Annotated in this window: 23 protein-coding genes; 2 read left to right on the plus strand and 21 right to left on the minus strand. The window is 71.8% G+C overall.

The genetic code is table 11. From position 1 onward, the window contains the following. Positions 1-6: 6 nt before the first annotated feature. The 4 genes from glmS to JOD31_RS03060 all read right to left on the minus strand — a co-directional run bounded on the left by glmS (position 7) and on the right by JOD31_RS03060 (position 6,888). The gene (gene glmS / locus JOD31_RS03045) at positions 7-1,830 is read right to left on the minus strand and encodes a glutamine--fructose-6-phosphate transaminase (isomerizing) (RefSeq protein ID WP_204948824.1); all 1,824 of its coding nucleotides are present in this window, start codon (positions 1,828-1,830) and stop codon (positions 7-9) included. Positions 1,831-1,984: 154 nt separating this feature from the next. Further along, positions 1,985-3,343, minus strand: a complete 1,359-nt coding sequence (gene glmU, locus JOD31_RS03050; protein WP_204948825.1) for a bifunctional UDP-N-acetylglucosamine diphosphorylase/glucosamine-1-phosphate N-acetyltransferase GlmU — start codon at positions 3,341-3,343, stop codon at positions 1,985-1,987. 93 nt (positions 3,344-3,436) lie between these two features. Continuing rightward, positions 3,437-5,410 (minus strand): ABCB family ABC transporter ATP-binding protein/permease, encoded by a 1,974-nt coding sequence (locus JOD31_RS03055; RefSeq protein WP_204948826.1) that lies wholly within the window; start codon positions 5,408-5,410, stop codon positions 3,437-3,439. Between the two features lie 131 nt (positions 5,411-5,541). After that, on the minus strand, positions 5,542-6,888 hold the full coding sequence (locus tag JOD31_RS03060) for a LysM peptidoglycan-binding domain-containing protein (RefSeq protein WP_204948827.1): 1,347 nt from the start codon (positions 6,886-6,888) through the stop codon (positions 5,542-5,544). Between the two features lie 214 nt (positions 6,889-7,102). Here JOD31_RS03060 and JOD31_RS03065 point away from each other — a divergent pair, with 214 nt between their 5' ends. Beyond that, positions 7,103-7,708: an LOG family protein gene (locus tag JOD31_RS03065; RefSeq protein ID WP_204948828.1), complete on the plus strand. Its 606-nt coding sequence runs from the start codon at positions 7,103-7,105 to the stop codon at positions 7,706-7,708. 9 nt (positions 7,709-7,717) lie between these two features. On the opposite strand, the gene JOD31_RS03070 is transcribed toward JOD31_RS03065, so the two are convergent. Genes JOD31_RS03070 through yajC form a run of 5 tightly spaced genes read right to left on the minus strand, consistent with a single transcriptional unit; the run spans position 7,718 to position 11,968 of the window. Continuing rightward, the gene (locus JOD31_RS03070; protein WP_204948829.1) at positions 7,718-8,581 is read right to left on the minus strand and encodes a phytoene/squalene synthase family protein; all 864 of its coding nucleotides are present in this window, start codon (positions 8,579-8,581) and stop codon (positions 7,718-7,720) included. Positions 8,582-8,606: 25 nt separating this feature from the next. Then, a complete protein-coding gene (locus JOD31_RS03075; RefSeq protein WP_204948830.1) occupies positions 8,607-8,990 on the minus strand; it encodes an Mth938-like domain-containing protein in 384 nt (127 codons plus the stop codon). Positions 8,991-8,994: 4 nt separating this feature from the next. Further along, positions 8,995-9,951 carry a protein translocase subunit SecF gene (gene secF, locus JOD31_RS03080; protein ID WP_204948831.1) on the minus strand — a complete coding sequence of 319 codons (957 nt, stop codon included), beginning with the start codon at positions 9,949-9,951 and terminating at the stop codon, positions 8,995-8,997. Positions 9,952-9,964: 13 nt separating this feature from the next. After that, complete coding sequence (secD, locus tag JOD31_RS03085) at positions 9,965-11,584, minus strand: protein translocase subunit SecD (protein ID WP_204948832.1); 1,620 nt, start codon at positions 11,582-11,584, stop codon at positions 9,965-9,967. Positions 11,585-11,626: 42 nt separating this feature from the next. Continuing rightward, positions 11,627-11,968 carry a preprotein translocase subunit YajC gene (gene yajC, locus JOD31_RS03090; protein ID WP_020184710.1) on the minus strand — a complete coding sequence of 114 codons (342 nt, stop codon included), beginning with the start codon at positions 11,966-11,968 and terminating at the stop codon, positions 11,627-11,629. A 303-nt stretch (positions 11,969-12,271) separates the two neighbouring features. Between yajC and JOD31_RS03095 the strand changes: the two genes are divergently transcribed. Continuing rightward, entirely contained in the window at positions 12,272-13,135 is an 864-nt protein-coding gene (locus tag JOD31_RS03095) for an ATP-binding protein (RefSeq protein WP_204949325.1), read from the plus strand. A gap of 242 nt (positions 13,136-13,377) precedes the next feature. Here the strand turns inward: JOD31_RS03095 and JOD31_RS03100 are convergent, their stop codons facing one another. The 12 genes from JOD31_RS03100 to JOD31_RS03155 all read right to left on the minus strand — a co-directional run bounded on the left by JOD31_RS03100 (position 13,378) and on the right by JOD31_RS03155 (position 25,265). Further along, the gene (locus JOD31_RS03100) at positions 13,378-14,895 is read right to left on the minus strand and encodes a peptidoglycan DD-metalloendopeptidase family protein (protein ID WP_210341292.1); all 1,518 of its coding nucleotides are present in this window, start codon (positions 14,893-14,895) and stop codon (positions 13,378-13,380) included. A 526-nt stretch (positions 14,896-15,421) separates the two neighbouring features. Then, on the minus strand, positions 15,422-16,084 hold the full coding sequence (locus tag JOD31_RS03105; RefSeq protein ID WP_204948833.1) for a protein-L-isoaspartate(D-aspartate) O-methyltransferase: 663 nt from the start codon (positions 16,082-16,084) through the stop codon (positions 15,422-15,424). A gap of 7 nt (positions 16,085-16,091) precedes the next feature. Continuing rightward, a complete protein-coding gene (gene surE / locus JOD31_RS03110; RefSeq protein WP_204948834.1) occupies positions 16,092-16,859 on the minus strand; it encodes a 5'/3'-nucleotidase SurE in 768 nt (255 codons plus the stop codon). A gap of 43 nt (positions 16,860-16,902) precedes the next feature. After that, positions 16,903-18,255 (minus strand): serine--tRNA ligase, encoded by a 1,353-nt coding sequence (serS, locus tag JOD31_RS03115; RefSeq protein ID WP_204948835.1) that lies wholly within the window; start codon positions 18,253-18,255, stop codon positions 16,903-16,905. Positions 18,256-18,328: 73 nt separating this feature from the next. After that, a complete protein-coding gene (gene tatC, locus JOD31_RS03120; protein WP_020184704.1) occupies positions 18,329-19,120 on the minus strand; it encodes a twin-arginine translocase subunit TatC in 792 nt (263 codons plus the stop codon). Beyond that, positions 19,117-19,692, minus strand: a complete 576-nt coding sequence (tatB, locus tag JOD31_RS03125; protein ID WP_204948836.1) for a Sec-independent protein translocase protein TatB — start codon at positions 19,690-19,692, stop codon at positions 19,117-19,119. Before tatB ends, tatC begins: the two co-directional genes overlap by 4 nt. 104 nt (positions 19,693-19,796) lie before the next feature. Further along, on the minus strand, positions 19,797-20,039 hold the full coding sequence (locus tag JOD31_RS03130; protein WP_204948837.1) for a twin-arginine translocase TatA/TatE family subunit: 243 nt from the start codon (positions 20,037-20,039) through the stop codon (positions 19,797-19,799). Positions 20,040-20,118: 79 nt separating this feature from the next. Continuing rightward, positions 20,119-21,207 (minus strand): ABC transporter ATP-binding protein, encoded by a 1,089-nt coding sequence (locus tag JOD31_RS03135; protein WP_204948838.1) that lies wholly within the window; start codon positions 21,205-21,207, stop codon positions 20,119-20,121. 65 nt (positions 21,208-21,272) lie between these two features. Further along, entirely contained in the window at positions 21,273-22,022 is a 750-nt protein-coding gene (scpB, locus tag JOD31_RS03140; protein WP_204948839.1) for an SMC-Scp complex subunit ScpB, read from the minus strand. Next, positions 22,019-22,840, minus strand: a complete 822-nt coding sequence (locus JOD31_RS03145) for a segregation and condensation protein A (protein WP_210341293.1) — start codon at positions 22,838-22,840, stop codon at positions 22,019-22,021. The genes scpB and JOD31_RS03145 overlap by 4 nt, the downstream gene beginning before the upstream one ends. Positions 22,841-22,861: 21 nt before the next feature. Continuing rightward, positions 22,862-23,881 carry a beta-N-acetylhexosaminidase gene (gene nagZ, locus JOD31_RS03150; protein ID WP_204948840.1) on the minus strand — a complete coding sequence of 340 codons (1,020 nt, stop codon included), beginning with the start codon at positions 23,879-23,881 and terminating at the stop codon, positions 22,862-22,864. Positions 23,882-23,945: 64 nt separating this feature from the next. Next, entirely contained in the window at positions 23,946-25,265 is a 1,320-nt protein-coding gene (locus JOD31_RS03155) for an SPOR domain-containing protein (RefSeq protein WP_204948841.1), read from the minus strand. Positions 25,266-25,275 lie beyond the last annotated feature (10 nt).

Consider the following 25,275-nt stretch of genomic DNA (forward strand, 5'->3'; position numbering starts at 1 on the left):
CTCGCGTCACTCCACCGTGACGGATTTCGCGAGGTTGCGCGGCTGGTCGACGTCCGTGCCCATGAAGGTCGCGGTGTGGTAGGCGAGCAGCTGGATCGGCACGGCGTAGAGCATTGGGCTGACGAAGGCGTAGGCCTTGGGACAGACCAGCGTGGCGAAGGTCTCGCCGGCGTGCGCCGCGCCCTCCTCGTCGGTGATCAGCACGATCTTGCCGCCGCGCGCCGCGACCTCCTGCATATTGGAGGCGGTCTTCTCGAACAGGTGGTCGAACGGCGCCAGCACCACGACCGGCATATTCTCGTCGACCAGCGCGATCGGCCCGTGCTTCAGCTCTCCCGCGGCGTAGCCCTCGGCGTGGATGTAGGAGATCTCCTTCAGCTTCAGCGCGCCTTCGAGCGCGATCGGAAAGCTGGTGCCGCGGCCGAGGTAGAGCACGTCCTGGGCCTTGGCGAAGGCGGGCGCGAGCCGCTCGATCTCGGGCTCCAGCCTGAGCGCCTCGGCCATCAGCCGCGGCAGCTCGACGAGGGAGGCCACGAGCTTGCTCTCGTCCAGCTCCGACAGCACGCCGCGGTCGCGCCCCGCCTTGACGACAAGCGCGGCCAGCACGCTGAGCTGGCAGGTGAAGGCCTTGGTCGAGGCCACGCCGACCTCGACGCCGGCGACGGTCGGGAACACCAGATCCGCCTCGCGGGCGATGGTCGAGGTCGGCACGTTGACGACCGCGCCGATGCGCATGCCCTGCGCCCGGCAGTGGCGGAGCGTGGCGAGCGTGTCGGCGGTCTCGCCGGACTGGGAGATCAGGAGGGCGAGGCCGCCCGGCGACATCGGCGGCTCGCGGTAGCGGAACTCCGACGCGATGTCGATGTCGACCGGCAGCCGCGCGAACTTCTCGAACCAGTAGCGCGCGACAAGGCCGGCGTAATAGGCGGTGCCGCAGGCGGAGATCGCGAGACGATCGAGCTTGGAGAAGTCGACGTCGCCGCCTTCGGGAAGCCGGATGCGGCCGTTCGCCATGTCGACGTAGCGGGCGAGCGTGTGGCCCACGACCTCCGGCTGCTCGGCGATCTCCTTCGCCATGAAGTGCCGGTGGGCGCCCTTGTCGACCATGACCGCGGCGGCCGACGCGCGCGTCCCGGCCCGGACCACGGTCGCGCCGGTCTCGTCGAAGATCTCGATGGCGTTGCGCGTCAACGCCACCCAGTCGCCGTCCTCGAGATAGGTCACGCTGTCGGTGAAGGGGGCGAGCGCGATGGCGTCGGAGCCGAGGTAGTTCTCGCCCTCGCCGTGGCCGATCGCGAGCGGGCTGCCGCGGCGGGCGCCGATGATCAGGTCGTCCTCGCCGGCGAAGATGAAGGCGAGCGCGAAGGCGCCGCGCAGGCGCTTCAGCGTCGTCTGCACCGCGGCGCGGGGCGCCGCGCCGTTCGCGAGCTCGCGGGAGGCGAGATGGGCGACGACCTCGGTGTCGGTCTGGCTCTGGAACACGGCGCCGTCCGCCTCCAGCTCGGCGCGCAGCTCGCGGAAGTTCTCGATGATGCCGTTGTGGACCACGGCGACGCGATCGGTGGCGTGCGGATGTGCGTTCGCTTCCGTCGGCGCTCCGTGCGTCGCCCAGCGGGTGTGGCCGATGCCGACGCGGCCGGGAAGCGGCGTCGCCGTCAGCTTGGCCTCGAGGTTCCGGAGCTTGCCCTCGGCCCGCTCCCGCACGACGCGGCCCTCTGTCAGCGTGGCCACGCCCGCGCTGTCGTAGCCGCGGTACTCGAGCCGCTTCAGACTGTCGACCAGAAGCGGGGCGACGTCGCCCTTGCCCAGAATTCCGACGATGCCGCACATGCCGTCCGCACGCTCCTTGAAGCCGTCCCGCGCCTCGCTTCTAACAGCTTCTCGTTAGCGGCGGCTGAAGGCCGCGCGAAATCACGGCTGATTTCGGGATGTGGCGGCGTATGCGTCATCCCGGACGGCCGCAGGCCGCGCCGGGATGACGCCTTTACGCGCCCGCCTTCTTCGCCTTCTGCATCGCCCTGAGCTTCGCCGCGCGACCTTCCTTGGTGACCTGGCGTCCGCGGCCGATGGCGAGGGCGTCGGCCGGCACCTCCTCCACGATGACGCTGCCGGCGCCCACATAGGCGCCCTCGCCCACCGTCACCGGCGCGACCAGCGTGGAGTTCGAGCCGACGAAGGCGTCGGCGCCGATCACGGTCCGGAACTTGGACACGCCGTCGTAGTTGCAGGTGATCGTGCCGGCGCCGAGGTTAGCGCGCGGGCCGACCTCGGCGTCACCTACGTACGTGAGGTGGTTGAGTTTGGCGCCCTCGCCGATCCGGGCGTTCTTCACCTCGACGAAGTTGCCGACGCGGGACTTCGCCGCGAGCCGCGCGCCGGGCCGGAGCCGCGCGAAGGGCCCGACGGAGACGCCCGCGCCGACCTCGGCGCCCTCCAGATGGCTGAAGGCGTGGATGACCGCGCCGTCGCCGACCGTGACGCCGGGGCCGAACACCACGTTGGGCTCCACCACCACGTCGCGGCCGAGCCGGGTGTCGTGGGCGAAGAACACGGTCTCGGGCGCGATCAGGGTGGCGCCGCCGGCCAGCGCCGCCGCGCGGAGCCGGCGCTGCAGTTCGGCCTCGACGGTCGCGAGCTGGGCGCGGTCGTTGACGCCCTGCACCTCGGCCTCCGGCGCCGCCTCGACGGCGACCGCGAGCCCGGAGCGGACGGCGCCCTCCACCACGTCGGTCAGGTAGAACTCGCCCTTGGCGTTGGCGTTTCCGACGCCCTCGAGCAGCGCCAGCGCATGGGCGCCGGAGATCGCCATCAGCCCCCCGTTGGAGAGCTTGATCGCGCGCTCCGCGTCGCTCGCGTCCTTCTCCTCGCGGATCGCGACCAGACTGGAGCCCTCCGAGATCAGGCGGCCGTAGCCGGTCGGGTCTCCGGCCTCGAAGCCGAGCACCACGACGCCCGCGCCGCGGGCGAGCGGTGCGCGCAGCCGCTTCAGCGTCTCCGCCCGCACGAGCGGCGTGTCGCCGTAGACGATCAGCACGTCGTCGAAGCCGCCCGCCAGCGCCTCGCGCGCCGCGAGCACCGCATGCGCCGTGCCGCGCCGCTCGGTCTGGACGAACACCGGAGCGCCGGGCGCAAGCGCCGCGACCTCGGCCGCCACATCCTCGCGGCCGGGTCCGACGACGACCGCGAGCGCGTCGGAGCCGGCTTCGAGCGCGCCTGCGAGCGCATGGCCCACCAGCGAGCGGCCAGCGACCTTGTGGAGCACCTTCGGAATGTCGGAGCGCATCCGCGTGCCCTCGCCCGCGGCGAGGACGATCGTGAGGCAGCTACGGGCGGATGCGGTCATGGAAGGGCTCGGTCGGGCTTGGCGGTTTGGAATCGCTCGTCGGCGCAGCGCCGGGCAGAGTGGCGGGAAGGCCGCGACGCCGCAACCGGCGGGCTATTCCGCCGCGTCGGGCCGAAGGTCTTCGTCGAGCGCGTCCGCCGCCGGGCGGCGCGGCGCGGGCTCCTCGTCGGGCGCATCTCCGCCGCGCGACGGCCCGTCTTCGCCCATGCGCGCCAGCAGCTCGCGCGCCTGGTCGGCCTCGCGCTGGCGGTTCCACAGGCTGGCGTAGAGCCCGCCCTTCTCCAGCAGCTCCGCGTGGGTCCCGCGCTCGGCGACGCGCCCGGCTTCCAGCACCAGGATCTCGTCGGCGGCGACCACGGTCGACAGCCGGTGCGCGATCACCAGCGTGGTGCGCCCGCGGGCGACGCTCTCCAGCGCGTCCTGGATCTCCATCTCGGTCGCGCTGTCGAGCGCGGAGGTGGCCTCGTCGAGGATCAGGATCGGCGGCGCCTTGAGGATCGTGCGGGCGATCGCCACGCGCTGCTTCTCGCCGCCCGAGAGCTTCAGGCCGCGCTCGCCGACCTCCGTCTCGTAGCCCTTGGGCATGGTGCGGATGAAGCCGTCGATCTGGGCGAGCCGCGCCGCCTCCTCCACCTCGGCGTCGCTCGCGTCCCAGCGGCCGTAGCGCACGTTGTAGCGGACCGTGTCGTTGAACAGCACCGTGTCCTGCGGAACCATGCCGATCGCGCCGCGCAGGCTCTCCTGCGTCACGCGGCGGATGTCCTGGCCGTCGATGGTAATGCGGCCGGAGCCGACGTCGTAGAAGCGGTAGAGCAGCCGCGAGATGGTGGACTTGCCCGCGCCGGAAGGGCCGACGATCGCGATGGTCTTGCCCGCCGGCGCCTCGAACGACACGCCCTTCAGGATCGGCCGCTCGGGATCGTAGGCGAAGGACACGTTCTCGAAACGGATCGTGCCGCCGGAGACGGCGAGCGGGCGGGCGTCAGGATCGTCCGCGATCTCAGGGTCTTCGCCGAGAACGCGAAACATTTGCTCGAGGTCGGTGACCGACTGTTTGATCTCGCGGTAGATGAACCCCATGAAGTTCAGCGGCACGTAGAGCTGGATCATCATGGCGTTGATCAGCGCGAAGTCGCCGACCGTGTTGCGGCCCGCGCGGATGTCGCCGACCGCCATCACCATGCACGCCGTCAGGCCCGCAGTGAAGATCAGCGCCTGTCCGGTGTTCAGCCAGGCGAGCGAGGTGTAGGCGCGGATCGAGGCCGCCTCGTAGCGGCCCATCGCCCGGTCGTAGCGGGCGGCCTCGCGCTCCTCGTTGCCGAAGTACTTCACCGTCTCGTAGTTGAGCAGGCTGTCGATCGCCTTGGCGCTGGCGTCGGTGTCGTTCTCGTTCAGCGCGCGGCGGATGCCGAGCCGCCACTCGGTAGCCATGTAGGTGAAGCCGATGTAGACGACGACCATGGCGCCCACGACCGCCGCGTAGACCCAGTCGAACTGGTAGGCGAGCACGCCGAGCACCAGCGCGAGCTCGAGGATCGTCGGGATGACGGTCAGCAGCGCGGTGCGCGTCAGCGTCTCGATCGCGTTGCGGCCGCGGTCGACGATGCGGCTGATCGCGCCGGTGCGCCGGCCGAGATGAAACCGCAGCGACAGCCGGTGGATGTGCCGGAACACCAGCAACGCGAGTCGGCGGACGGCGTGCATGACGACCGCGCCGGTGATGCCGTCGCGAAGCTGCGCGAGGCCGACCATCGACACCCGGCCGAGCCCGTAGGCGACCACCATCACGATCGGCGCGCCGAGCGCGAAGGCCGCGAAGCCCTCGCCGGCCGGCGCCGCCTCGCCGTTCGCGATCCGCGTCAGCGCGTCGGTCGCCCACTTGAAGCCGTAGGGCACGATGACCGTGACGAGCTTCGTCAGCACCAGCAGCACGACCGCGACTGCGATGCGTCGCTTCAGGTCGGGCCGGTCGCCGGGCCACATGAAGGGCTGCAGCGCGCGCATGGTCCGGAAGAAGGCGAAGCCTTCCGCGCGCACCTTCGTGCCGGCCGGATCCAGGCCGCTCATGCGCGGCGGCCGGAGCGCGACGGCGGCCGGGGGAAAGAGGTGGTCACGAAGGTCATGTGAGGCCGCAGTTAGGGAGCGCGACGCCGAACCGCAAGCGGGCGGTCCGTCTCGCGGTCAGCGGCCTCCCGCCGTCAGGGGCGCGCCGGCGGCGTCTGTCCGTCAGCGGATTCGTTCGGAAGTACGAAGACTTGGCCGGGATAGATCAGGTTCGGATTGCGGATCTGGCCGTCGTTCGCCTGGTAGATGACGGTGTAGCGGGCGCCGGCGCCGTAGTTCGAGCGCGAAATGCGCCACAGGCTGTCGCCACGCTCGACCTTCACCGCGCCGATCGCGCCGACCACCGGGTTCGCGGCGTCGGAGGCGGCGGGAGCCGGCGTCGCCGCGGCCGTCCGGGGCGCATCCGAGGCCGCGGCGCCGGCGGCCGCGCCCGCCGGCGCCTGGGCTCCCGAGGACTCGTCGGCCGTCGCGGCGCTCGCGAGGGGCGCGACGGCGTAGGTGAAGGTCGCTTCGGCGCGCGCGACGACCTCAGCGCTCTTCGGATCGAGCTGGTCGGCGCGGACGACGTAGGAGCCCGGCGCAAGTCCGCGCTCGACGCGGAGCGACCAGCGCCCGTCGCCGCCGATGGTGGCGGACGCGACCGGCGCGTTGTTGAGGTAGAGCCGCAGCCGCCCGTCCGCCGGGCCGGAGCCCTGGGCGAAGAACCGCCCGTTCTCGGTCTCGACCGCCACGATCGCGAGCTTGCCTCCGGCCGCCGCGCGGGCACTCTCCGGCGCCGCCGCGGACGAGGCGGCGGCCGGCGCGAAGGCCGACTGACCGGCGGCGTCGGCCGCGCCCGCCACCTTCGGGTCGGTCGGGGTCCCCTCCGGGCGCTGCAGGATCTGCGACGGCGCGCCGGGCTTGTTCAGCACCACCACGACGTCCTTCGACGGCGGCTTCGGAACCGAGACGGTGAGGGTCTGGTCGGAGACGATGGTCTTCCCGTCCGGCTGCGTCACCGCGAGGCCGATCTGGTAGTCGCCGGGCGCCAGCGGCGCCGGCGTCATCGTGAATTGCCCCTGCGCGTCGGCCTTGGCGCTCTCGTGCGTCCTGCCGTTCGCGGTCAGCGCCACCGCGCAGTTCGCGACGCAGCGGCCGGCCACCACCATCTCGCCCGAGGGCTCCACGCGGACCACGTCGAACGAGGGCTTGGCGGGATCGGCCGGCGCACGGGTCGCAGGGGCGGCCGGCGACGGAGCGGCGGCGGTCCCGCCGGACGGCGCCGCGAGCGTCGGAACGTCCGTGTCCTTCGGCGCGGCGGACGGCGAGCCTGGCTGCGGCTTCAGCGCCGCGGAGGGGGCGCCCGGCGCGGGCGCGGCGTCGGGAGCGGCGGGAGCCTCGGCCTGGCGGTTCGGAGCGGTCGGGGACGAGGCGCGCTGGCAGCCATAGACGCCGACCGCCGCCGCGACCAACACGAAGCCGGCCGCAAAGCCCCGTTTCACCGCCTGATCCATCGTCCCCACATGTCCCCGAACGTTCCGCGCGCCGCCCGAGACACGCCGCCGGACCGTCACACAGACTTCAATCGCACTGTCCTACAACGGCTTAGTTCTGCGTGCACGACTCTTTGGTCTCGCTGATCGAGCGACGAAGCAGCGGCCCGATCCTCGCCGGATCGTCTTGACCCCGCCATGGTCCAACCCCCAAATCCAAAGCATGAACCGAATCCAGACTGTCTGCGTCTATTGCGGCTCCAGCCCCGGCGCCCGTCCCGAACACATTGAAAACGCCACGGCGCTGGGCGTTGCGCTGGCCAAGGCCGGCGTCCGGCTGGTCTACGGCGGCGGCAACATCGGCCTGATGGGCGCCGTCGCGCGCGCCACCCTCGCCAACGGCGGCCATGTCACGGGAATCATCCCGCAGTTCCTCGTCGATCGCGAGGTGATGCTGGGCGACGTGCAGGAGCTCGTGGTTACCGCCGACATGCACGAGCGGAAGCGCCTGATGTTCGAGCGCTCCGACGCCTTCGTGGCGCTGCCCGGCGGCGTCGGCACGCTCGAGGAGCTGGTCGAGCAGCTCACCTGGGCGCAGCTCGGCCGCCACGACAAGCCGATCCTGATCGCCGACCTCGACGGTTTTTGGTCGCCGCTCCTGACGCTCATCGAGCACATGCAGGCCGAGGGCTTCATCCGCCAGGGCCTCGACGTGCCCTACATCGTCGCCAGCAAGATCGACGACATCCTGCCGATGCTCGAGGCCGCGGTCCCTGTGCTCGAGGCGTTCGGTCCGGACGAGGACGAGGAAGCGCTGGAGCGGCTGTAAGACGGCTCGTCAGAACGGCCGCGCGCGTTTGCTCGCCCGCCACAGGCGCAGCAGCCTGAGCCAGATCGCCGGCCGCGCGCGGGGCGCGAACGGCTGGTCGGCCCGGCGGTCGAGCGCCTTCAGATCGCCTTCGACCACCGCGAGCGGGAGGAACGCCGGCGCCGCGACCGGCTCCAGCGCGTCGAAGGCCGCACGGGCGCTCGCGAGGTGGCCGCGCGCGAGGCCCGAAAGCTCCCGAAGCAGAGCGGCGAGGCCCGGGCTCGCCTTCCAGGCGATCACATCCTCCCGCCGCACGCCATGCGCCGCCATGCGGTCGGTCGGCAGCAGCAGCTGTCCGCGCGCGGCCTGCGCCGGCAGCGCCGCCAGCAGCCGCGTGAGGCCGAGCGCGACGCCGCCGTGCCCTGCGACGTCGGCGCCGCCGGGGTCCTTGCCGCCCGCGAGGATCAGCGTCGCGAGGCGCAGCGGGACGGAGTGGGTCTCGCCAAGCCGGGCGGTCAGCTCGTCGACCGAGGCGATGGGATCGTCGTAGAGGTCGGCGATGCGGGCCTCGGCCAGCCCGTCCAGCGCCGGCCGCGGCAGGGCGCCGTGGCGGATGGCGGCTTCGAGCGCGCGCATCACGGGGTCGGCCATCGCGTCGGCCCGCTCGGGCTCCGCCAGCACGTCGCGCCGCCACTGCAGCCGGATTTCGCCGGGCATGGGATCGGAGACCACGTCGCGCACGCGGGCGAGTTCGAGATCGTAGGCGGCGAGCGCGACCAGATGCGGCCGGGCGGCCGCCGGGGCGAACAGGCTCGCCGCGTAGCGGTCGAAGTCGAGGTCGCGGACGAGGCTGCCCACCGGGTCCTTCGACAGGTCTTGGGACGGCTCGGTCAAAGGCGGCTCTCCGGCCACGCCCGCGTCAGGCGACGGCGATCAGCGCCGCGGCCACGCGGCGTTTCTCCGCGATCAGGATGTTCCAGGTCCGCGCCGCGGCGCCGGTCGCCATGGTCTCGACCACGAGGCCCGCGGCCCGCAGCGCCTCGCGCACCGGCTTACGCAACGGCGCGATGTCGCCGCCGGTTCCGACCAGCAGCGTGTCGATCGCGTTGGCCTCCGCGATCACCCGCGCGAAGGCCGCCTCGTCGAGCTCGGACGGATGGGCCACGCCCCAGGCCCACATGCCGGACGGCAGCGCCAGCAGCGATCCCCGATGCGACAGGTCGGCGAGGCGAAAGCCGCCGGCGCCGTAGGCGTCGATCAGATGCGCGCCCGGCAGGTGGCGGCCGTCGTCGGGGGCCGCCATCGGCTCAGGCGCCGACCTGCGCCGCTTTGGCGTCGGCCTCCGCCTTGGCGTCGGCGGCGGCGCGGGCGGAGGTCTTGACGCCGAGGTAGATCAGCATCGGCGTCGAGACGAAGATCGCCGAATAGGTGCAGATCACCACGCCGAACAGCATCACGTTGGCGAAGCCCTGGATCGCCTGGCCGCCGAACAGCACCAGCGCCAGCAGCGACAGCGCCGTGGTCGTGGCGGTCATCACGGTGCGCGACATGGTGGAGTTGATCGACAGGTCGAGCAGCTCCTCGGTCGGAATGTTCTTGTACTTCCGCAGCAGCTCGCGCGTGCGGTCGAACACCACCACGGTCTCGTTCAGCGAGTAGCCGACGATGGTCAGGATCGCCGCGATCGAGGTCATGTTGAACTCCTCCCGCGTGATCAGGAAGAAGCCCACCGTGAGCACGATGTCGTGCAGCGTGCCGATGACGGCGCCGAGCGCGAGATTGAACTCAAACCGGAACCACAGATAGACCAGCACCGACACGATCGAGAGCACCACGCCGAGCGTGCCGGACTGCACCAGCTCGCCCGAGACGCGGGGACCGACGGTCTCCACGCGACGGATCTCGTAGTTCGACTCGAAGGCGGCGCGCGCCTTCTGGACGAGCGCGCTCTGCGCGCCCTCGCCGCCGGGCTGGGTGCGGAAGCGAACGGAGACCTGGCCGCCCTGGCCGAACTCCTGCACCTCGACCTCGCCGACCTCGAACGAATGCGCGGTCGAGCGGACGGTCGCGAGGTCGGCCTGGCCGGACTTCGCCTGCATCTCCATCAGCGTGCCGCCGGTGAAGTCGATGCCGAAGTTGAGGCCGACGGTCAGGAACAGAACGACCGTCGTGACGGTGATGAAGGCCGAGAACGGGAAGCTCAGCACGCGCCAGCGGACGAAGCGGAACTTGCTGTCGTCGGGGAACAGTCGGATCAAACGCATGACCGGGCGTCCCTCAGAACGGCATCGTGGTGGGACGGGTGCGGCGGTACCACAGTGCGATCATCATGCGCGTCATGGTGACGGCGGTGATCACGGTCGTGAGGATACCGAGCAGGAACACCACCGCGAAGCCGCGGACGGGGCCCGATCCCAGCAGGAACAGGATGATGGCCGCGATCGCCATGGTGGAGTTCGAGTCCACGATGACCGCGAAGGCGTGCTTGAAGCCGCTCTCGATCGCCGAGACCATGGTGCGGCCGGCGCGGAACTCCTCGCGGATGCGCTCGTAGATCAGCACGTTCGAATCGACCGCGGTGCCGATCGTCAGCACGATGCCCGCGATGCCGGGCAGGGTCAGCGTGGCCCCGAGCAGCGACATCAGCGCGAAGATGAACACCACGTGGACGACGAGCGCGATGTTCGCGAAGAAGCCGAACACGCCGTAGGTCGCGAACATGAACACGATCACGAAGATCGCGGCGACCCAGGTGGCGCGGGTGCCGGCCGTGATCGAATCCTGCCCGAGACCGGGGCCGACCGTGCGCTCCTCGACCACGTTGAGCGGGGCCGGCAGCGCGCCGGCGCGCAGCAGCACGGCGAGGTCGTTCGCGCTCTCGACGGTGAAGTTGCCGGAGATCTGGCCGGAGCCGCCGGTGATCGGCTCGTTGATCCGCGGCGCGGAGATCACCTTGTCGTCGAGCACGATGGCGAAGGGCCGGCCGACGTTCTCGCGCGTCACCTGGGCGAAGGCCTGGGCGCCGCGGGTGTTGAACTTGAAGGAGACGATCGGCTGGCGGTTGTTCTGGTCGAAGCCCGGCTGGGCGTCGGTCAGGTCCTCGCCCGAGACGATCACGCGGCGTTCGACGACCACCGGGATGCCCGGATTGTCGTTGCTCGCACCCTCGAACATCAGCTCCGAGCCCGCCGGCAGCGGGCCGGAGGGCGGCTGGCCGATGGGGAAGTTCGGATCGACGAGCCGGAACTCGAGCTTCGCCGTCTGGCCGAGGATGTCCTTCAGCCGCTGCGGATCGGCGAGGCCCGGCACCTGCACGAGCACCCGGTCGGCGCCCTGGCGCTGGATCGAGGGCTCGACCGTGCCGAGCTGGTCGACGCGGCGGCGGATGACTTCGAGCGACTGGTCGACGGCCTGGCGGACGCGGGCCTGGAGGCCCTGGTCGGTCAGCGTCGCGGTGGCGACGTTCGCGTTGCGCTGGCCGACCTCGAGGTCGAGCTGGCCGGTCCCTTGCGCGAAGGCCGAGCTTCCGATCGGTTGCGCCAGCGCGCGCAGGCGCTCCTGCGCCTTGGCGAGGTCGCTCGGATCGCGCAGCGTGACGGAGACCGTCATGCCGTTGAGGTCGATCCCGGTGGTGCCGATGCGGGCCTCTCGCATCACGCGCCGCGCCTCCTCCTGGAGGCCGATCGCGCGGCTCTTCCTCAGGGCCTCGCCGTCAACTTCGAGAAGCAGTTGCGAGCCGCCCTGCAGGTCGAGGCCCAGCACGATGGTGCGGGCCGGGAACCAGCTGGGGTAGCTGTCGCGGACGGACTGCGGCAGCACGTTCGGCAGCGCGAAGATGACGCCGAGCAGGCAGAGCGCGCCGATGGCGGCCGTTTTCCAGGTGGAGAAATGGAGCATGCTGTCGCGCGGCCTCGCCGTCTCAAGCCTGATCGATGGCGATCAAGCCGCGTCGGTCTTTACGGGTTCGCCCTTGGCGCGGACTTCGGCGATCATCGCGCGGGACAGGCGCACGCGCACGTTGTCGGCGATCTCGACCTGCACCTCGGAATCGTCGGTGACCTTGATCACTTTTCCGATCAGCCCGCCGGAGGTCACGATCGTGTCGCCGCGGCGAACGTTCTTGATCATCTCCTGGTGCGCCTTCACCCGCTTCTGCTGCGGACGCAGAATCAGGAAGTACATGATCACGAAGATCAGCAGGAACGGCAGGATCTGGATCAGGAAGTCCGTGCCGCCGGGAGCCCCCGAGGCGGCCTGGGCAAAAGCGGGAGTGCTGAACATCTTAGGCTCCGGTGGCGGGGTTTTGCGCCTCGCTCAGGGGAGCCGGCTTCAACCTTCGCGGAAAAGCCGGAGCGCGCGCCCCGGCGAAAGCGCGCGGACTATAGCCACGGGCCTAACGAAATCAAATCACGGCTCGGATGGAAGGCGACCGCGCCCTTCGTCGAACAGGCGGCGACAGGGGAGCCGCCATGCCCGGCGCGTTGTGGACGCGTCTTCCGCCCCGCGATAACGACGGCCTCAAGCTCGCGCGCCCACGCGCCGCGCAACCCGGAGGCAAGCCCCGTGTCCGACCCGTTCTACTCCATGCCCGCGACCGACACCCGCGACGCGCTGCTGCTGCGCATCGCCGAGGCGCTCGACCGGCTGTCGCCGCCGAAGACGCAGACGCCGGACTTCGACGCGGCCGACGCCTTCGTGTGGAACGCAGGCGAGACGCGGCTGCAGCCGGTGCCGGCGGTCTCGCGCGTCGACCTCGTGCTGCTGAAGGGCATTGACCGGGTCCGCGACCAGCTGCTCGACAACACCCTGCGCTTCGCGCGCGGGCGGCCGGCGAACAACGCGCTGCTCTGGGGCGCGCGCGGCATGGGCAAGAGCTCGCTTGTGAAGGCCGCCCACGCCACCGTTTCCGCCACGCTGGTCGCCGAGGGCAAGCCGCCGCTGAAGCTCGTCGAGATCCACCGCGAGGACATCGAATCGCTGCCCATCCTGATGGGCCTGCTGCGGCCGGCCCCCTACCCCTTCCTGCTGTTCTGCGACGACCTGTCGTTCGACGCCGAGGACACCTCCTACAAGTCGCTGAAGGCGGTGCTGGACGGCGGCGTCGAGGGCCGGCCGGCGAACGTGCTGCTCTACGCCACCTCGAACCGCCGCCACCTGCTGGCGCGCGAGATGATCGAGAACGAGCGCTCGACCGCGATCAACCCCGGCGAGGCGGTGGAGGAGAAGGTCTCGCTGTCGGACCGCTTCGGCCTCTGGCTCGGCTTCCACCGCTGCAGCCAGGACGAGTATCTCTCGATGGTCGCCGGCTACGTCGACCACCTCGGGCTCACCGCCGATCCGGAGCAGCTCCGCCGCGATGCGCTGGAATGGTCCACCACCCGCGGCTCCCGCTCGGGCCGCGTGGCGTGGCAGTTCGTGCAGGACCTCGCGGGGCGTCTGGGAGACTGACGCGGAAGTCATCGGGAGATGAACCGCCGCCGGTGGCGAGGCCGTCATGCCGCTCCTTCGCGCGGGTATCCACGACAAAGCCGTCGAGCGGGCCGCGCGCAAGTCGTGGATACCCGCGCGAAGGCGCGGGCATGACGACGCGCCCGATCTGAATCAATCCGCGGGGGCCCAGGCCTTAAAAACGCGAAAACCCGGACGGCCTCTCGGCCGCCCGGGTTCGCATGTCGATCTGGAGCGCGGCGTCAGATGCCGGCGAGGTGCTGCATCGGGTCGACCGCCTGGGCGCCCTTGCGGACTTCGAAGTGCAGCTGCGGCGAGGTCACGTTGCCGGTGGAGCCGGACTTCGCGATGATCTGGCCGCGGCGGATGGTTTCGCCGCGCTTCACTTCCAGCGCGCTGTTGTGGGCGTAGGCCGTGACCCAGCCGTTCGAGTGGCGGATCAGCACGAGGTTGCCGAAGCCCTTCAGCTCGCTGCCGGCGTAGGCCACGACGCCGTCGTCGGAGGCCTTCACGTCGGTGCCTTCCGGCACCGCGAGGTTGATGCCGTCATTGGTCGCGCCGCTGGCCTTCGAGCCGTAGCCGGAGATCACGCGGCCGCGGACCGGCCAGCGGAAGGACGGGCCGGAGGGCGCCGCTTCAGGGGTCGCGTCGACCTTGATCGACGCGGTCTTGACCTGCTCGGACGGCTCAGGCGCGGCGCTCGGCTTGGTCGGCGCGCCGGCGAAGGCGCGGGCCTGCGGGTCGGCGCCGGGCACGCTCGGCTTGAGCGCCGGGGCCTGCGCGGTGCGGACCGGCTCGGCCGGCGCCGCGACCGGAGCCATGCCCTTGGCTTGCGCGCCCTGGACGAACTGCATCTTGGGCTCGCGGCCGTTGGCGGGCGCCGCGACCGGCGCGGCCGCCATCTGCTGGCCGCCGCCCGGCACGCTGATCTTCTGGCCGATGCGGACCATCGTGTCCGGCGCGATGCCGTTCGCGTCGGCGAGCGCGGTCCGGCTCACGCCGTACTGACGGGAGAGCGACGACAGGGTCTCGCCCGGGGCGACGGTGTGGACGCTCGTCCGGGCGGAGGCCGTGCGGGCGGGGACCGCCGTGGGAGCGCGCACCGGAGCCTGGAGCGGCGCGGCGGCGACGCGGGCGGGAGCCTCGACGACCGGGGCCGCGGCGCCCATGCGGGAGCCGGCGCTGGAGTAGACCGGGATCACGACGCGCGAGCCGGGGCCGACGGCGTTGGCGCTCGACAGGCCGTTCGCCTGCATGATGGCGCTCGCCGGCACGCCGTAGCGCTGCGACAGGGTGTGGACGCTCTCGCCCTGGGCGAGCGTGACGGTCGATCCGCCCTCCGCGCTCCAGTTGGACGAGGCCGAAGAGACGGACGGCGCCGGACGGGCGATCGCCGTGCGGGAGACCGACGGGATGGAGCCGGTGCTCTGCGGCTCATAGGAGCCCGAGCGCGGCTGGTTGTAGCTCTGCTGGCCGCCGAAGCCGCGCATGGGCGCCGCCTGGGCGGGGCTCGGCGCGCCGAGCGGAGCGCGCTCGATGCGGCTGGTGGGCGCCGCACGGACCGTGCCGGTGTAGCGCGGCTCGGCCGGGGCCCGGTAGCTCGGCTCCGACGACGAGGACGACGCGAACGGGTTGGAGAACGGGGACTCGCCGAAGCGGCTGGAGTCCGAGCTGCAGGCGGCCACGCCGCTCGCGGCGAAGGCGATGAGAGCGGCCCGCGCCAGCAGCTTGGCGCGGAGGCACGGAACGACATTACGCATGTGGGACACTCGCAACGACTTCGACCAACATGAACGTAGTAAAGAGGCGTTGAGGTAAACATACGGTTAGCTTCGGAGCGAAAAGCCACGAAGGCGCCGCAAGTCTTTTCACGAAGGGGGGAGCGGCGGAGGCGGGCGATCGAGACCATGCGCGGCGCCGGGGACCCCTCGCCCCTCGCGGAAGAGGGTAAGGATAAGGTGTCGGCGGGGCCCCCTCTCCGCGCCCGCGGATGTCCCAGACGACCCCTCATCCGGCGCTCCGCGCCACCTTCTCCCGCAAGGGGAGAAGGGAAAGAGCGCGTGTCGTCCGCGGCGGAGCTAGGCTGGCCAGTTCAAGACCACGCGCCACGTCGTGGTCCCCCCTCTCCCCTTGCGGGAGAGGGTAAGGGTGAGGGGTCGCCTGGGACATCCTCGTCACCGTTCAGGATGCCCCCGGACGACCCCTCATCCGGCGCTCCGCCACCCCCTCACGCGTGGGGAGAAGGGAAGAACCCGCTCCGGTTTCGCCCGAGCTGACGGATCGCCCTCAGAGAGCCGCGGCCATCCCCGGCGTCATCGGGGAGGCCCGGACGAAGGCGACCAGGCTGTCGTCGACCTCGCCGTTCGCGCCCTTGCGGAAGCGGGTGAGGCGCAGGCGCGCGCCCTGCCCGATCGGCGCCAGCATCACACCGCCCGGCTTCAGCTGGTTGAGCAGCGCCGACGGCGGGGCGATCACGGCGCCCGAGATCAGGATGCGGTCGAACGGTGCCTCGGGCGCGCGGCCCTGGAGGCCGTCGGCGGCGACGAAGGCCACGTTCGGCGCGCCTCCGAGCCGCTCGAGGCGCTTCTCCGCCGCCTCGACGAGCCCGCGCCAGCGGTCGATCGCGACGACGCGATTCGCGAGGCTGGCGAGGATCGCGGTCTGGTAGCCGGTGCCGCAGCCGATCTCGAGCACCACGTCGGCTTCCCCGACGCCCAAGGCCTCCGTCGTCGCCGCGATCTGGAACGGCGATTCGAGCGTCTGCCCGCAGGCGATGGGCAGCGCGCGGTCGGCGTAGGCGACGTCGGCGTGCTCGGCGCGCACGAACAGCGTCCGCGGGATCATCTCGATCGCGCGCAGGAGCCGCATGTCGCGGACGCCGCGCGAGCGCAGCTTGAGCACGAGCTCGGCGCGGCGGGTGCGTTCGGCCTCGTCGCGCGCCTCGGTCATCGGCCCCTCAGGCGTCGGCGAAGGCGGCGCGCAGGCCGTCGAAGGTGTCGTGGTCGGTCAGGTCGATCTTCAGCGGGGTGACCGAGATCTGCCGGTCGCGGATCGCGGCGAGGTCGGTGCCCTCCCCGGCCTCGACCGGCGCGCGGCCGAAGGCGATCCAGAAATAGGCCTGCCCGCGGCCGTCCTCGCGCTGCTCGATCCGCAGCAGCTCCTGGTTGCGCTTGCCCTGCGAGCTGACCGCCACCCCTTGCACCTCCTCCGGCGCGCAGCCGGGGAAGTTGACGTTGACCAGCCGGTCGGGGGCGAAGCCCGCCTTGATGACGCGGCGGACGACGTCGGCGCCGTGGACCCGCGCGGAGGCGTACATGTCCTCGAGGCCGCGCGTGCGGTCGTAGTTCTGCGACAGCGCGATCGACGGCACGCCGAGCAGCGTGCCCTCGATCGCGCCCGCGATGGTGCCGGAATAGGTGACGTCCTCGGCGACGTTCTGGCCGCGGTTGACGCCCGACAGGATCAGGTCCGGCCGCGCGTCGTAGAGCACGTGCCGCACGCCCATGATCACGCAGTCGCTCGGCGTGCCGCGGACGGCGAAGCGCTTCTCGCCGATCTGGCGCAGCCGGAGCGGGTCGCTCAGCGAGATCGAATGCGAGGCGCCGGACTGGTCGGTCTCGGGCGCGACCACCCAGACGTCGTCCGACAGCTGCAGCGCGATCTGCTCCAGCGCCTCGAGGCCCTCGGCGTGGATTCCGTCGTCGTTGGTGAGGAGAATTCTCATGCGCAGGCGGCTCTCCGGTCGGTGCGTGCTTCGGCGAGCGTCCTCACGCCCGCCCGATCGTCGTCAGCCCGCCCATATAGGGCTGCAGCGCGGCGGGCACGGCGATCGAGCCGTCCGGCTGCTGGTAGTTCTCCAGCACCGCGACCAGCGCGCGGCCGACCGCGACGCCGGAGCCGTTCAGCGTGTGGACGAAGCGCGGACCCTTGGCCTCCGCCGGGCGGTAGCGCGCGTTCATGCGCCGCGCCTGGAAGTCGCCGCAGACCGAGCAGCTCGAAATCTCGCGGTAGGTCTTCTGCGCCGGCAGCCAGACCTCGATGTCGTAGGTCTTGCGCGAGGCGAAGCCCATGTCGCCGGTGCAGAGCGTCATGGTGCGGAACGGCAGCTCCAGACGCTTCAGCACCTCCTCGGCGCAAGCCAGCATGCGCTCGTGCTCCTCGAGGCTCTTCTCCGGCGTGGTGACCGAGACCAGCTCGACCTTGGTGAACTGGTGCTGGCGGATCAGCCCACGCGTGTCCCGGCCCGCGGCGCCGGCTTCGGCGCGGAACGACGGTGTTGCAGCGGTTAGACGGAGAGGAAGCGCATCCTCAGAAACAATCTGATCGCGGACGAGATTTGTGAGCGAGACTTCGGCCGTCGGGATCAACCAAAGCCGGCGCCCATAGGCTTTCCCCTCCTCTCCAAGAGGACTCGTGAAAATGCCTCCATCCGGCAGCGTTCCCTGCACTTCAGGACGTGTCGAGAAAAGGTCCTCTTGGAACTTCGGGAGCTGACCGGTGCCGAACATGGCCTCGTCGCGCACAAGCAGCGGGGGCGCAATTTCGGTGTAGCCGTGCTCGGTGGTGTGAAGGTCGAGCATGAAGCCCGCGAGCGCGCGCTCGAGCCGCGCCACCTGGCCCTTGAGCACCGCGAAGCGCGCGCCCGACATGCGCGAGGCGGCCTCGAAGTCGATCAGGCCGAGCGCCTCGCCGAGGTCGTAGTGCGCCTTGGGGGCGTCGATCTCGCGCGGCGTGCCGATGCGGTGACGCTCGACGTTCGCGGTCTCGTCCGGGCCGTCCGGCACCTCGTCGAGTGGAATGTTCGGGATCTCGGCGAGCGTCGCCTCGAGCTCCTGCTCGATCGCCTTCTGCTCGGCCTCGGCCGCGGGCGCGTCCAGCTTGAGCTTCGCCACCTCCTCGATCAGGGCGGCGGCGCGGGCCTCGTCCTTCTGCGCCTTGGCCTGGCCGACCTCCTTTGAGGCGGCGTTGCGGCGCTCCTGGATCGCCTGCAGGCGGCCGATGACCTCGCGCCGGCGTTCGTCGAGCGCGACCAGCCGACCGCTCAGCGGCGTCAGTCCGCGCCGCGCGAGCCCACGGTCGAAGCTCTCGGGATCGTCGCGGATCAGGCGGATGTCGTGCATGGAGAAACGGACCTAAGGGTTTGAAATCTCAACCAACCGGCGTCGTCGCGTCGGAGGCGAGAACGCCCACGGCCTAGTCCGGCGAACCTTCGGCCTTCTCAGCCTCGGCGCGCTTCTTCTCGACCATTTTCACGACGACGATCGAGGCCTCGTACAAAAGGATCGTCGGCACGGCAAGCGCGACCTGGCTGATCACGTCGGGCGGCGTCAGCACCGCGGCGATCGCGAACACCACCACGATGGCGTAGCGCCGCTTGTCCTTGAGCCACTGCGAGTCGATGAAGCCGGCCCGGGCGAGCAGCGTCAGGATCACCGGCGTCTGGAAGCAGATGCCGAAGGCGAAGATCAGCGTCATGACCAGCGAGAGGTACTCGCTGGTGCGTGCGATCAGCTCGATCGAGGCGTGGCCGTCGCCGCCCGCCTGCTGCATCGACAGGAAGAACCGCATCGCGAGCGGCATCGCGGCGAAATAGACGAAGGCCGCGCCCATCAGGAACAGCACCGGCGTCGCCACCAGATACGGCAGGAAGGCCGAGCGCTCGTTCTTGTAGAGGCCGGGGGCCACGAACTTGTAGATCTGGTTCGCGACGATCGGGAACGAGATGAAGCCCGCGCCGAACATGGCGAGCTTGATCTGCGTGATGAAATACTCCTGCGGCGCGGTGTACTGCAGCCGGATTGCCTCGGCCGAGCCGGCGGCGATCTCGTAGGGCACGAGCAGCAGGTTGAAGATGTGCCCGGCGACGGCGAAGCAGAGGCCGAAGGCGATCGCGAAGGCGAGGATCGACCGGATGAGCCGCGAACGCAGCTCGATCAGGTGCTCGATCAGCGGCGCCTTGGTGGAGTCGATGTCGGCTTGGCTCACGAAGCGGGGCTCGAAGACTGAGGAGGTTCGGCGGGCGCGGGGGACGGCGCGTGAGCGGGCTCGGCGTCCATGGGTCCTGCGACGTCGGGTCCTGCGACGGGGGGCGTAGCGCCGTTCGGCGCGGCGGGGGTCTCGATGCCCGACATGGCGGACGCGACGACGTCCGCGTCGGTCGCGCCGTCCTCCGCGCTCGGCGACGGCGCGAGCGCCGAGGGGATCGGCAGGTCGTCGACCGAGGACGACGAGGCCGCCTCGCCCGCCAGCGCGGACGGCGCAGCCGGCTTGGAGTCGACCGCCTTGCGGATCTCGTCGCGGGCGATCTGGAACGGGTTCGGCGAGGAGGCGGCCTTGGACGCGATGTCCTTGAGGCCGGTCACCTCGCGCTTGAGGTCGTCCAGTTCGGCTTCGCGCATGGCGTCGTTGAACTGGGTCTGGAACTCGCCGGCCATCCGCCGGACGGTCGCAACCATGCGCCCGACGTTGCGCAGCAGCGCAGGCAGGTCCTTCGGGCCCACGACGACAAGCGCCACGACCGCGACGACCAGAAACTCAGACCAGGCGATGTCGAACATGAGGCTCAGCCCCCGTCAGGGGCGCTCAGCCGAGGCGCCGCCAGCGGGACGACGCCCGCAGCAGGAGACCTCGACGTCAGGACTTGAACGTCAGGACTCCGACGTCAGGACTTGCTGCCGTCGACGCTGCCGACGCCGGGGCGGACCTGCGCGTCGGCGCGGTGCTCGATCGGCTGCGCCGGCCGGTTGTTCTGGGACATGCCCTCCGCGACGTCGTCGTCCTCGGCGAGGCCTTTCTTGAAGCTCTTGATGCCCTTGGCCATGTCGCCCATGAGCTCGGAAATCTTCCCGCGGCCGAACAGCAGCATCACCAGCACGGCGACGACCAACCAATGCGTGAGACTCATGACATTCCCTTTCGAAGCGGCAGTCAGGACCTCGCCCGCGCGCGAGCGTCCGGCGGCGCGCCGCCTGTCGCTCCGGAAACTAGGCGCCGCCCGCCATGAACACAAGGGTTTCCGATGCGTCCAGCGTCACGGCGACGTCAGTCCCGGGCGATGCGTCGCCGCCGGGCCGCACTCGCGCCCTGAGCCGCGCCGTTAGACCATCGACTAAGAGCTCGATCTGCTCCGCGTCGCCCAGGAATCGCCGCGCGACGATTCGCGCAGGCTCTCCCGTTCCCCTCGCGCCGATGCGCAGCCCCTGCGGCCGCACCGCGACCACCGCCGCGCCGTCCGGGACGCCCTTCGCAGGAAGTTCGCCGAGCGCGCAGTGCGCGCGGCCGGCGCGCACGACCGCGGGCAGTTCGTTGAGCTCCGAGAAGAAGCGCGCGACGAAGAGATCGACTGGAGCCCGGTAGAGCGCCTCGGGGGCGCCCGCCTGCGCCACGCGCCCTCCCCGCATCAGCACGATCTCGTCGGCCATGCGCATCGCCTCCTCCGGATCGTGGGTGACGATCACCGCCGTCGCGCCGGTCTCGCGCAGCACGGCGACGGTCTCGTCGCGCACCGCGTCGCGCAGGCGCTTGTCGAGGCCGGAGAACGGCTCGTCCATCAACAGCACGCGGGGCCGCGGCGCGATGGCGCGGGCGAGCGCCACCCGCTGCTGCTGCCCGCCGGAGAGTTCGGTGGGGTAGCGACCGACATGGGCCGACATCCCGACGCGGGCGAGCGCCGCCCTCGCCCGCGCGTCGGCCTCGGCGCGCGGCAGGGCCTTGAGCCCGAACAGCACATTGGCGAGCACGGTCATGTGCGGAAACAGCGCGTAGTCCTGGAACATCAGGCCGACGCCGCGCCTCTCCGGCGGCAGGTAGCCGGGTCCGGCCGAGACCACGCGTCCGTCCAGCCGCACCGCGCCGCCGCCCGGCCGCTCGACCCCCGCCGCGATGCGCAGCAGCGTGGTCTTGCCGCAGCCGGATTCCCCCAGCAGCGCCACCACCGCGCCGGGGCGCACCTCGAGCGACACGTGGTCGACCGCGACGGTGCGGCCATAGGCGTGGGAGACGTCGTCGAAGGCGAGCGCGGCGGGGTCAGCGCGGGGAACGAGGGGACGCGCGGCGGACGCGGCGGCATTCATCGGCGGCCCGGCCTCGGTCGCCGCCGGTCGGTGGCCGCCGGTCGGTCGTCTGGGGTCTGCATCCGTCACTCCTCCCCGTCGCCGATCTCGAGCGCGGCGAAGGGATCGTCCGCGCCCAGCGGCTCCTCGTCCGGGGCGAGCCCCGGATCGTCGGACGGCTGCGGCATGGCGAGCCCCGGCGGGAGCCGGGCGTCGAGAAGCCCCGCCGCCTTCAGTTCGTCAAGGCCGGGAAGGTCGGAGACCTGTTCGAGGCCGAAATGGTCGAGGAAGGCGGGCGTCGTGCCGAAGGTGACCGGCCGTCCGGGGGAGCGGCGGCGCCCGCGCAGGCGCACGAAGCCGGCCTCCAGCAGCGCGTCGAGCGTGCCCTTGGAGGTCGCGACGCCGCGAATCTCCTCGATCTCGGCCCGCGTCGTCGGCTGGTGGTAGGCGATGATCGCGAGCGTCTCGATCGCGGCGCGCGACAGCTTCTTCGGCTCGACGATCGCCTCCGACAGCGACGCCGCCACATCGGGGGCGGTGCGGAAGGCCCAGGCGCGCTCGATCCGCCTGAGGTTCACGCCGCGGCCGGCATAGCGGTGGGCCAGCACCCGCAGCGCCGCGCGAACGTCCGCGCCGTCGGGCAGCCGCGCGGCGAGCGCCGCCTCCTCCACCGGCGCGCGCGCCGCGAACAGCACGGCTTCGAGGATCCGCAGGTGCAGCTCCGGCGCGCGGGCGACGTCGTCGGGGCTCAGCGTGCCGCCGAACCCCTCGAGCGGCAGCGGCGGCTCGTTCGCGCCCCTCGGCGCGAAGCGGCTGGGCGTGTCGCGCTCGGTCACGACCGTTCCGAAGGCGTGGGAGCGAGCGGAGCGGCGGAGCGCACGAACAGCGGCCCGAAGGCGCGCTCCTGCCGGAGGTCCATGCGTCCCTCGCGCGCCAGCTCAAGCGACGCGCCGAGGCCGGACGCCAGCACCGAGGCGCGCAGCTCCGGCGTCATGAAGCCGAGCAGCAGACCGTCGAGCCGCGCCCAGTCCGCCGCGGGGCCGACGAGGCGCTCCAGCGCGGCGCGGGCTTCCGCGAGCGTCCAGTGCGGCCGCCGCGCGATGGTGACGGGCGCGGAGAAGGTGCGGGTGCGCTGGCGGGCGTAGGCCGACAGCAGGTCGTAGAGACTCGCGGTCCAGTGCGGTCGGCGCCCCTCGCCCTCCTCCGGCTCCTCGCCGCGCGGGAAGACGTCGCGGCCGAGCAGAGGCCGGTCGACCAGCGCCGCGCCCGCCGCGCGCATCGCCTCCAGACGGCGCAGGCGAAAGGCGAGCGCCGCGGCGACGATCTCGGCGGGGGGCTCGTCGTCGTCCGCCGGCGGATCGGGCAGCAGCAGCCGGGATTTCAGATAGGCGAGCCACGCCGCCATCACGAGGTAGTCGGCCGCGAGGTCGAGCCGCTCCGCGCGCGCCGCCTCCACGAAGGCGAGGTACTGGTCGGCGAGGTCCAGGATCGAGAGGCGCGCGAGGTCGACCTTCTGCCGGCGCGCGAGATCGAGCAGCAGGTCGAGCGGGCCTTCGAAGCCGTCGAGATCGACCACGAAGGCCGCGCGCGCCTCTTCGGGCCGCTCATCGGCCTCGAACACGGGGTCAGGCCCTTCCACGCCGGGAACGGCCATGGGTCTCGGTCTCCGGCGGCGTCAGGCCGTGGCGCGCTCGAGCAGGCGGTCGCGCTGGTCCGCGAGCGCCACGAGGTCGGCGCCGGCCGGGGTCGCGATCAAAGCGAGCGCCGCCGCCGCCCGTTCGGCCGAGCGGCCTGCGAGCCGCGGCGCCGCAGCCGCGACCTCCCGCATTTCGCCCATGTCGCCGTTGCAATGCAAGGCGAGGTCGCAGCCCGCCGCAAGCGCGCCCACGGCGCTCGCGCCCACCGGGCCGGACAGCGCCTTCATGGAGAGGTCGTCGCTCATCAGCAGCCCGTCGAAGCCGATGCAGCCGCGGACGATCTCGGACAGCACGATCGGGGACAGCGTCGCCGGGCGATCCGGGTCGATGGCCTCGAACACGAGGTGGCCGGTCATCCCCACCGGCGCGCGGTTCAGCGCGCGGAACGGCGCGAAGTCGCGGGCCTCCAGCGTCGCCCGGTCGGCGGTCACGCGCGGCAGGTGATAGTGGCTGTCGACGGTGGCCCGGCCGTGGCCGGGCATGTGCTTGATCACCGGCAGGACGCCGCCGGCGAGCATCCCCTCGATCACCGCCTGGCCGAGCGCCGCGACCGCCTCGGGCGCGTCGGCGTAGGCGCGGTCGCCGATCGCCTGGGTCATGCCGTCGACCGGCAGGTCGAGCACGGGCAGGCAGTCGACGGTGATCCCCATGGCGACGAGCTCCCCCGCCATCAGTTCGGCCCCGATGCGGGCGGCGGCGACGCCGGCCTCCGGGTCGCGGGCGTAGAGCTCGCCGTAGCGCGCGGCGGGCGGGTGGGACCGCGCGAGCGGCGGGCGGATGCGCTGGACGCGGCCGCCCTCCTGGTCGATCAGCACCGGCGCGTCGGCGTGGCCGACCGCGTCGCGGAAGTCGTCGACGAGGGCGCGGATCTGTTCGGCGTCGCCGACGTTGCGGCCGAACAGGATCAGCCCCCATGGCTCGGCGTCGCGCAGGAAGGCGCGCTCGTCGGCGGTGAGGGCCAGTCCGGAGCATCCGACGATGAAGGCGCGCGCAGGCATCAGCGGTTCCGCTTCTCAGGCCGCGCGCCGGGCGCGGCCTCCAAAGGCCTCCGGACGGGAGGCGTCAGTTGCGGGAGACGACGCAGTCGCCGCCGGCGGAGCGGAGGTTGTTGCAGAGGGTCGAGGCCTGGCCGCCGTCCGCGAAAGGTCCGACGCGGACGCGGTAGTAGGTGCCGCGATCGCCGACGTTCGCCGACTGGATGTTGGCGCCGTACTGGCCCAGCACGCCGGGGAACTTGCGCTGGAGCGCGGCGTAGGCGGCGCGGGCGTCGGCTTCGGAGCGCTGCGAGGTGACCTGCACCACGAAGCCGCCGGAGGCCGAGGGGCGCGGCGCCGTCGCCGGAACCTGGGCGCGCGGCGCGACGGCGGCGACCTGCTGCTGGGGAGGCGCGACAGGCTGCTGCGTCTGCGCAGGCGCCGCCGGACGCGCCGCAGTCTGCGCCGGAGCCGCGGGACGGGGCGCGGCGGCCTGCGCGGGCGCCGCCGGGCGGGGCCGCGGCACCGGAACCGCGGCGGTCTGCTCGCGGGCCGGCGCGGCGGCCGATCCGTCGTTCATGATGCCGTTGTCGAATTCGCCGGCCGGGGCCTGGCCGGTCGCGGCCGCCTGGCCGATCGGGTCGTTCGCGGGCGCTGCGGCCTGCGGCTGAGCCGGCGCCGGGGCGCCGCCGAAGCCGCCGTCGGGACGGATTTCGACCGTCTTCACGCGGCGCGGCTCGCTGCCCATCGTCGAGGGCGCGGTCGGTTCGGCCGCAGCCGGACCGCCGGGCAGGATCACCCGGGCGCCGTCGGCGCGGGGCGTGGAGGTCGGCGAGGCCGGCAGCTCGACCGGCTGCTCTTCGCGCGACACAACCTTCGACTTCGCCGGCGCGGTGGCCTCGACGCGGTCGTAGATCTGCTTGTTCTGGTGCGTGTCCGTGGCGGCGGGCGCATCGGGCACGGTCTTGACCGGATCGGTCTCGGCCTTGATCAGCGGCGGCTCGCCGCCGAAACCGCCGTGGCTCATCATCCGGTAGGCGTAGACCCCGCCGCCGCCGAGCAGCGCGACGCCCAGCACGGCCGCGACGAGCACCATGCCGCTGCGGCCGGAGCGCACGCGGCGCTCGTCGTAGGATTCGTAATAGAGCGGGTTGCCGTCGGCGTCGTAGCCGTAGGGCTCGTCCGGGTTCGGCGCGTAGGCGCGCGGGTCGTACTCCTGCGGCTCGGCGTCGGCGTAGAGATCGCGCTGATCGTCGGCCGCGGGGTAGTGATCGCCCGGCCGGAGGCCGAGGTCGGAGGTGGCGCGGCGCTGGCCGTCGTACTCGTTCATGACGCCCGTCCGATCATCGACGTAAGCCTGGCCGCGGTCGTCATGATCGACGCCGCGCCGAACTGCCTGCTTCTGCATTTGTCGGTCT

Source organism: Methylopila capsulata (assembly GCF_016907975.1).
Taxonomy (GTDB): Bacteria; Pseudomonadota; Alphaproteobacteria; order Rhizobiales; family Methylopilaceae; genus Methylopila; species Methylopila capsulata.